Here is a 6,837-nt window from a genome sequence, read left to right on the forward strand (position 1 = left end):
GAATTCAATGGTCGCAGCTACAGGCTCAAGGAAGCTGCCGAGGCGCTTGCGCAGAAAACGAAAGAAGGCTAAAAATCGACGATGTCCTGCATTACAGGGGTGGGGGAATTTACGCGCCCATAAGTGGAGGAATTTGAACTGCCCGTCCGGGCGGAAACCACTCGAACGGTTGATGACCTGGTATCAGGTCTCTTCATTCAATCTCTTATTTCAGGGCACACGCGTTGCTCAGCAACTTGCACCGCGACGCCAATCTTTGCAAATTGAGGTAAGTGCCTCGTCGCATGGCGTGCACGAGAACTTATCGAGATCGGTCGACGCGCGGTCCCAAGCATCACGGTTTGAACATCCCTACATAGGAGCATGACTATGTTCGTTCATAACAAACGTCTCCAATACACCGTGCGCGTCGGCGCCCCCGATCCGGGCCTCGCGAACCTTCTACTTGAACAGTTCGGCGGGCCGCAGGGTGAGCTTTCAGCGGCAATGCGGTATTTCACGCAGGCGGTAGCCGAAGATGATCCGGGTCGCAAAGACTTGCTGTTCGATATCGCCACGGAAGAACTCAGCCATCTGGAGATCATCGGCTCGATAGTCGCGATGCTGAACAAGGGAGCTAAGGGTCAGCTAGCCGAAGGCGTGCAGCAGGAAGCGGAGATGTATCGAGCGCTCACGGGCGCAGGGAATGACTCCCATGTCACGCAAGTGCTATACGGTGGCGGTGCACCGCTGACCAATTCGGCAGGTTATCCGTGGACTGCAGCGTACATCGACTCAATCAGCGAGCCGACCGCAGATCTGCGCTCGAATATCGCGGCTGAGGCGCGCGCCAAGATCGTGTATGAGCGTCTCATCAATGTGACAGACGATCCGGGTATCAAGGATGCCCTTGGATTTCTAATGACGCGTGAAATAGCGCACCAGAAATCTTTCGAAAAAGCGTTGCACTCGATTCAGCCAAATTTCCCGCAAGGCAAGCTGCCCGGCAAGCCCGAATTCACAAGCGTGTATTTCAATATGTCGAGCGGGGACGATGTCCGGGGCCCTTGGAACCAGGGCGGCGACTGGAAGTTTGTGGAGAGTCCTGAGCCGACAGTCGACGGCGGTGACGGCCTTGCCACGGTCACGGTTGCCGAGGAGGACTTAGGCGTGCTACAGGCAATGGCCGCTCGGACAGTATCCGACCCAGCCAGCGACCCCGTGACCGGTGCCGACCTCGGCGCAGGCCAGGCGACCCAGTTGTAATCGGATGCACCCAAAAGAGGACGACGGGCGGAGGCGCTCAGTCTCGTGCCCGATCGTTCTAATCCATGCGAGAGTCAAGATGGACCGTAATTACGTTTCGAGCTTCGAACAGTTTCTAAACCTATATAAGGCGCAGCAATCAAAGACCGATGACGACCAACGGGAGGGACGCGCTCTTCTCTGGGATAAAATTCCAATGACAGCGCCGACCCCCGCCTGCCGACGACGAGCTAAAACCTTTCTCGAGCCACGACTCTCCGGTGGCCAGAGCCGTCACATGCGCTTTGGAGACCATTGGCAGCAAACCGAACTCAAACGTGGCAAACGTCTTGGTCGGATCCAGATGTGACTCGTTGCGATGTCGCTCGATACGCCGGTTTGCACGCTCGGCCAGTTCATGCTCGAACAGTGCACCTAGCAGTCGCGAAGCCTGCCAGCCTTCCTTGTCCGAACGTTCGGCAAACTCTGGCCACAACCTGCCAATGGTTGGCAGACGTAGCTCGTTGAGCATCAGGGCCAAACGGCCGTTGTCATGCGCGGGAGCCTTCATGCTGCCACCTCGCTGAGCAGTGCGTCGTAGACCGCCGCGGATGGCATCTCGACCACCACCTCAGGACAGATAGTCTCGCGCGGTGCGAGTTCCTCACGCAACTGCTTCAGCTCGGGGAGCTCACCCACCTCAAGCAGTGCATCGAGCCGTTCGGCCAGCACTGCCTCGACGCCGTGATGTGCGGCGAGTTCAAGCAGGCCCACGATGGTTTTGCAGGCCTGGCGTTGCGTCAGTTGCGCCTCCAGCGCTTCCCAGGTCCGGCGATTGGCATCACGCGGAAACAGCGCGTCGCGAAACGCGAGCCCCCTGAACGCCTGGGGCTTTCGCTTAACGCCCGCGTCGTGCCACTGGGCAATCTGTTCGCGCCACGGTTCGGCCGACGAGATACAGCTCGCGGGCAGGAACTCCTTGTGGCTGAACGCTGTAGCAAGCTGCGCGTCATCCGGCAGAGCGTTGTCCGGAGAAAGCCACCGCGCTCGGTTGCGATCTCCCGCACGGCTGCCAGCTTTTTACGGCCCATGATCTTCGACCGGTCGATATCCCGGTCGGAGTCACCCTGGCGCATTCGCACCAGAACCTGTCGATATTGGTACATCTCGAACTATATGAACACCTCCCGTTTTGCGACAGCTTTTCGTGTGTTTCGACTACGGCAGGATGGTTGCAGCTCTATATCCGTACATGGACTCCCGCCTATGAGCAAGATCGGGTTGCAATTCGAAGGTCTAGACTGCGTCCGTACATTCGGCTTCTGATGTGCCTGCCATCGGCACAAGCCATCATGGAAGTTTGCGCGCTTGCCCCTCAGTGCGAGCCGTGACTTGCTTCGATACCGATCACTAGGCGCGGCCGACGCATAGCTTTGCAAAAAGTGTTTCCGGCGTCGAGACGGGATGCTTTCACCGTCTAGCCTAGGGCTTCGCGATCGCTCGTTGTCGGGTCGTCATGCTCTTGCGTAGAAAACGTTGCAGCATGAGCAATGGCGCGGAGCAGCCCAGCCACGTCTCGAAGTCGTGGGACTTTCGCGCGCCGCTCATCCGCGGACCGGGCAGGCTCACTCTCGAAGTCAACGATGAACACGTGTCTTCTGCAGAGTACCAACGCCGTTCGAAAAGATAGCGAGGCGAAACGTCTTTCCAGTATCGAAACGTTCCCTCTGAAAGTACTTCCGAGAAGCTATTCGCGCGCAGACGGACAGGCGGCGCATCGACGAGTGGATGTCGGGCCACAATCTGGAGTGCGGCATACCAGTTCTCTTCCGCACTTCTCTCAGGCCGTCCTTCATTCTCCGATTGCTCATAGGCGGCCCGTCGTACACATTCAAGCTTGCCCATGTCATCTTTCGTCACGCTGCCGCAGCCCGCGTTAGCTAGTTGAAACTCTAGGCGATTGCTCCCGGCGCCTCCATATCAGATTTGCTGCGTTAGTGCCCTAATGGCGAGATATCCAACGCGTCGCCTAGTGCCTTCATAAGCATGCTTTCACTATCGGCGTTGAAGCCAACGTCCATTGCAGCTAGGACGCCGTGAAACCTCCGGTTCTTCTTGTACCAAAATCCGATGGCTTTGGCATTGAGAACGACTAACCCCGACGCGTCGGTTCCAGGTAGCGGTCGAGCATGAGGTTCAGACAGCGGCAGAACAGGCATGATTCGCTTCCAGAAGGGAGAAAGGAAACCGACGCAGCAAACACGATGCCGAAGTTAAGCCTTTCCTACGACTGCCAACTTGCCACCAAATGGAATACCGATTGCTCCTCATCGGCCCGCGATGTTAGAACTGCACTTCCGATAGGCGCAACACACTGTCGAATGAACGCTAAGCGGCTATTTTTCATTCTTCTGTACTGCTCCGCGATATCCACTTAGGCTTGCCCAAAGGGACGGCCTTGTGGCAGGAGCTAAGCGGAACAGGCACCATTATCGAGATCGTGCGTGGACATGGCTCGCGACACTAAAGCTCGGGCCCCGGCATGTCACCGTTATCGATTGCCAGCTTTTGTCGTTTCGCTTCGTCTACCGCACCGACGTTGCTACAGAACGGCCCAATATCTGCAGCGCCTTGAAACGGATAAAGCAGTCGACCATCGGTTTTTTTGCACGACCTCAAAGTTCCGTAAGACCCTACAGACGAAGATCCGCGGTGGGAAGCGTGAACCTCGAAGTAGCTTTCGCTGGTTTTTTCAGTATCACGTACGTTAGAGGATTTCTACATCTCTTAAACAATAAATCGTACTGCCGCTGACACGACGCACATTCTATTTGGCATTCAGTAGGCGCGGACCTAAGATTAACAAGTGTCCTAGGTCTAGGCGCTCGTCATCATAGCAACGACGTCGGCCCGCTCTGGCAGGCCCCTTAATTCCTCTTCGCGATTACGTGGAATAACATGCCGGTGGAGAGAGTCCGCGACATTACGGCGTTGGAGTAGGCAGCTCCTGACTGTGTCCGAGTATTGACTTGCAACATTGCTCGCTGTTGCGCGCTCCAACGTTGACGTTGACGCGAGAAGTGAAGGCTTTGTGGCCTCCGTAGTTGGGCCCGCATTTCATGGCACGACGATTGTCGGAGCATTCACAACTCGCGTTTCGTTGTAAAGGCCATTAAGGAAGCGTTAACATCGCAAGCCTTGCAGGTCATTTCGGAACGCTGGAGCGTATTGCTGAATATTTTTGGACCACCACGTTGGCCGATATCCGGAGCAGATCTATGCCCACATCATCGCGCTCATTGCTGAAAGGGAGCGCCTCCTCGACGCCGATAATTTTGAAACTGGAGTTTTGCAAATCGCGAATCGGCTAGCGCAAGAAGGAAGTCTAAAAATGGCGCTCTTCCGACTCCATGAGATCATCGAGACACGCGGTGAAAGCCTGTGGCGAGACGCTCGCGTGCAATGAGAACAGCGGCGTTCGGCGCTGTAACCCGGTATGAGTTCTAGCGCTTGCGCGAAGGGCTCGAAGAGCATCCGTCGGTACTGGTCATTTACGTTGACATACAGCTCAGCGCGTTCGATCTGTAGGTAAAAGTGGCTATAGAGGCTTGGATGTTGCGTCAAGCCTCTCTCAAGCTCATCCGCAGCCGCTCAAGCGACACGGGCTTCGAGATGTGACCATCAAAGCCTGCGGCTAACGCTTCGCGCACGCAACCTTCTCCGCTGTCGCCACTCACTGCAAAGGCGCGAATGCGCTTTGAAATCTTTATTTTTCGTGCCCGCTTGATCAATTCGTACCCCGACATCTCCGTCATCCGGATGTCTGATAACAGCACGTCGTATTCTCCCGTTTCTAGCATTGTCAGTCCTTTCTCGGGACTGGTTGTCGTGTCAACATACGCTCCTTCGACGCGAAGCAGCTCCGCGAATGCGGATAAGCTCTCGCCGTCGTCATCGACCAGCAGAATGCGGTATTGCAAAGACGCGTATGAATGCGAGTCGTCGGTTCGACGAAGTCCGGCGGCGGCCAACGGCAGCTTTACGCGAAAGCTCCTGCCCAAACCCCGGCCGGGCGAGCTCGCTTTAATGCTTCCGCCGTGGGCCCGAACCAGCTCTCTGACGAGCGCCAGCCCAATGCCCAGTCCGGCCCGGCGTGGACCGACCGATTCGGCCGCCTCACCCTGGCTAAAAAGCTCGAAGACCTTAGGCAAGAACTCGGGCGAGATACCGATGCCTGTGTCGGTAACTTCAAGCGTCGCGTCGCGCTTATCGGCGCCGACCGAAACACGGATGGTGCCGCCTGCGGGCGTGAATTTCACTGCATTGCCGAGCAGATTCCAGACAACTTGCTCGATTCGCACGGCATCACAGTCGCACACCACGGTCTCAGGTGTCTGGACCTCGAGCGTGATTTCTTTGCGTGCCACGTCCAGTGACATAGCTTCGCTAAAGCGCCGAACGATCTCCACAAGATCCGTCGGTTGCCGATGCAGCCGCAGTTTTCCGGTCTGGACCCGGGAGAAATCAAGCAAATCATTGACGATTGTTTCTTGCGTGGATACCGCACGCATGATGGTCCCGCCGAGCCGCTGAACGGCAGCGGAATGCCGCGTTTCCGGCAAACGGATAAGGAGCTCGGCGTTTACCTGAATGAGATTCAGTGGTTGCTTCAGTTCGTGCGCCATTTCGGCCAAAAAGCGATCTTTCAGATCCGAGCCGGCCCTGACTTGGGCGCTAGAGCGCCGTTCCTGCGTGATTTCTTCGTCGTAATGTGCCTCCCGGCGCTTTACATCCGATACATCCCGGGCAATCTTGACGAATCCTCCGCCGTTGCCGGTGTTCAACGGCGTCATGACGCCGCTGCAAAAGAACCGCGTGCCGTCCTCGCGAAGATGCCAGCGTTCATTAGCGGCGCGGCCTTCTCGCACCGCAGCGCTGCGTTCCTGTTCCGGGGCGCCCTGTGCGCGGTCCTCAGGCGTAAAAAGAACATCGACTAATTTCCCAAGGATGTTCTCCGGAGGGTAACCGAACATGGTTGTGGCACCCTCGTTCCAGGTCATGATGACGCCGTGCAGGTCGGTGCTCAACACGGCAAAGTCTCTGCTTGACGCGATGGCATCCCGAAGGCGCTCTTCGGTGCGCTGAACGCGGTTTTCTGCCGCGCGCAGCTCGGTCACGTTGATGAAGGTCAGGACCGCGCCCCCGATCTTGTCCTGACTTGTGCGATACGGCTGAATGCGTGCAAGATAGTGCTCGTCGTCGACGCTCGTGACGCTGCGCTCGATGGGCACCAACTGTTTAAATGCGGCCGTTGCGTCTTCCACGATTTCGTCGTAACGCAGCCGGTTCGTCACATCCATGAGAGGCCGGCCAACATCCGACGGGATGAGAGAAAACAAGCGGCGCGCCTGCGGGGTGAAACGCTTCACGCGCATCCCAGAGTCAACAAAGACCGTCGCGATTTCCGACGCTTCCATCAAATTGCTCAGATCGTCGTTGTTGCGCCCGGCCTCATCAACCTTCATGCGTAATTCGAAGTTGACCGTGGTCAACTCCTCGTTGGCGGACTGCAGCTCCTCCTTACTTGTCTCCAGCTCTTCCTTGGCCGAACGC

At 57.0% G+C, this 6,837-nt stretch carries 4 protein-coding genes and 3 pseudogenes; 2 read left to right on the plus strand and 5 right to left on the minus strand.

Going from position 1 to position 6,837, the window contains the following annotated elements:
- Positions 1-369 precede the first annotated feature (369 nt).
- Positions 370-1,245, plus strand: a complete 876-nt coding sequence (locus tag QCE79_RS38590; protein WP_309854292.1) for a manganese catalase family protein — start codon at positions 370-372, stop codon at positions 1,243-1,245.
- 79 nt (positions 1,246-1,324) lie between these two features.
- Positions 1,325-1,594 carry a DUF3460 family protein gene (locus QCE79_RS38595; RefSeq protein WP_309854298.1) on the plus strand — a complete coding sequence of 90 codons (270 nt, stop codon included), beginning with the start codon at positions 1,325-1,327 and terminating at the stop codon, positions 1,592-1,594.
- Here the strand turns inward: QCE79_RS38595 and QCE79_RS38600 are convergent.
- From QCE79_RS38600 to QCE79_RS38620, 5 genes and pseudogenes are all read right to left on the minus strand, one after another.
- Positions 1,514-1,795, minus strand: a pseudogene (locus QCE79_RS38600) (ATP-binding protein); the annotation flags it as partial. The gene QCE79_RS38595 and the pseudogene QCE79_RS38600 overlap by 81 nt on opposite strands.
- A pseudogene (locus QCE79_RS38605) lies at positions 1,792-2,127 on the minus strand (IS21 family transposase); the annotation flags it as partial. The pseudogenes QCE79_RS38600 and QCE79_RS38605, both read right to left, overlap by 4 nt.
- A 579-nt stretch (positions 2,128-2,706) precedes the next feature.
- Entirely contained in the window at positions 2,707-3,129 is a 423-nt protein-coding gene (locus QCE79_RS39700) for a DUF2934 domain-containing protein (RefSeq protein WP_404989512.1), read from the minus strand.
- A gap of 618 nt (positions 3,130-3,747) precedes the next feature.
- Positions 3,748-3,957, minus strand: a pseudogene (locus tag QCE79_RS38615) (DUF6723 family protein); the annotation flags it as partial.
- Between the two features lie 887 nt (positions 3,958-4,844).
- Positions 4,845-6,837 (minus strand): ATP-binding protein (locus QCE79_RS38620; protein WP_309854295.1); only part of this gene is annotated, 1,993 nt, incomplete at its 5' end.

The organism is Caballeronia sp. LZ003, from assembly GCF_031451465.1.
Lineage (GTDB): Bacteria > Pseudomonadota > Gammaproteobacteria > Burkholderiales > Burkholderiaceae > Caballeronia.

Bases quoted from the DNA above. Each gene is read 5' to 3' on its own strand.
- QCE79_RS38590 (WP_309854292.1), top strand. From the start codon at position 370: ATGTTCGTTCATAACAAACGTCTCCAATACACCGTGCGCGTCGGCGCC.
- QCE79_RS38595 (WP_309854298.1), top strand. From the start codon at position 1,325: ATGGACCGTAATTACGTTTCGAGCTTCGAACAGTTTCTAAACCTATAT.
- QCE79_RS39700 (WP_404989512.1), bottom strand. From the start codon at position 3,129: ATGGGCAAGCTTGAATGTGTACGACGGGCCGCCTATGAGCAATCGGAG.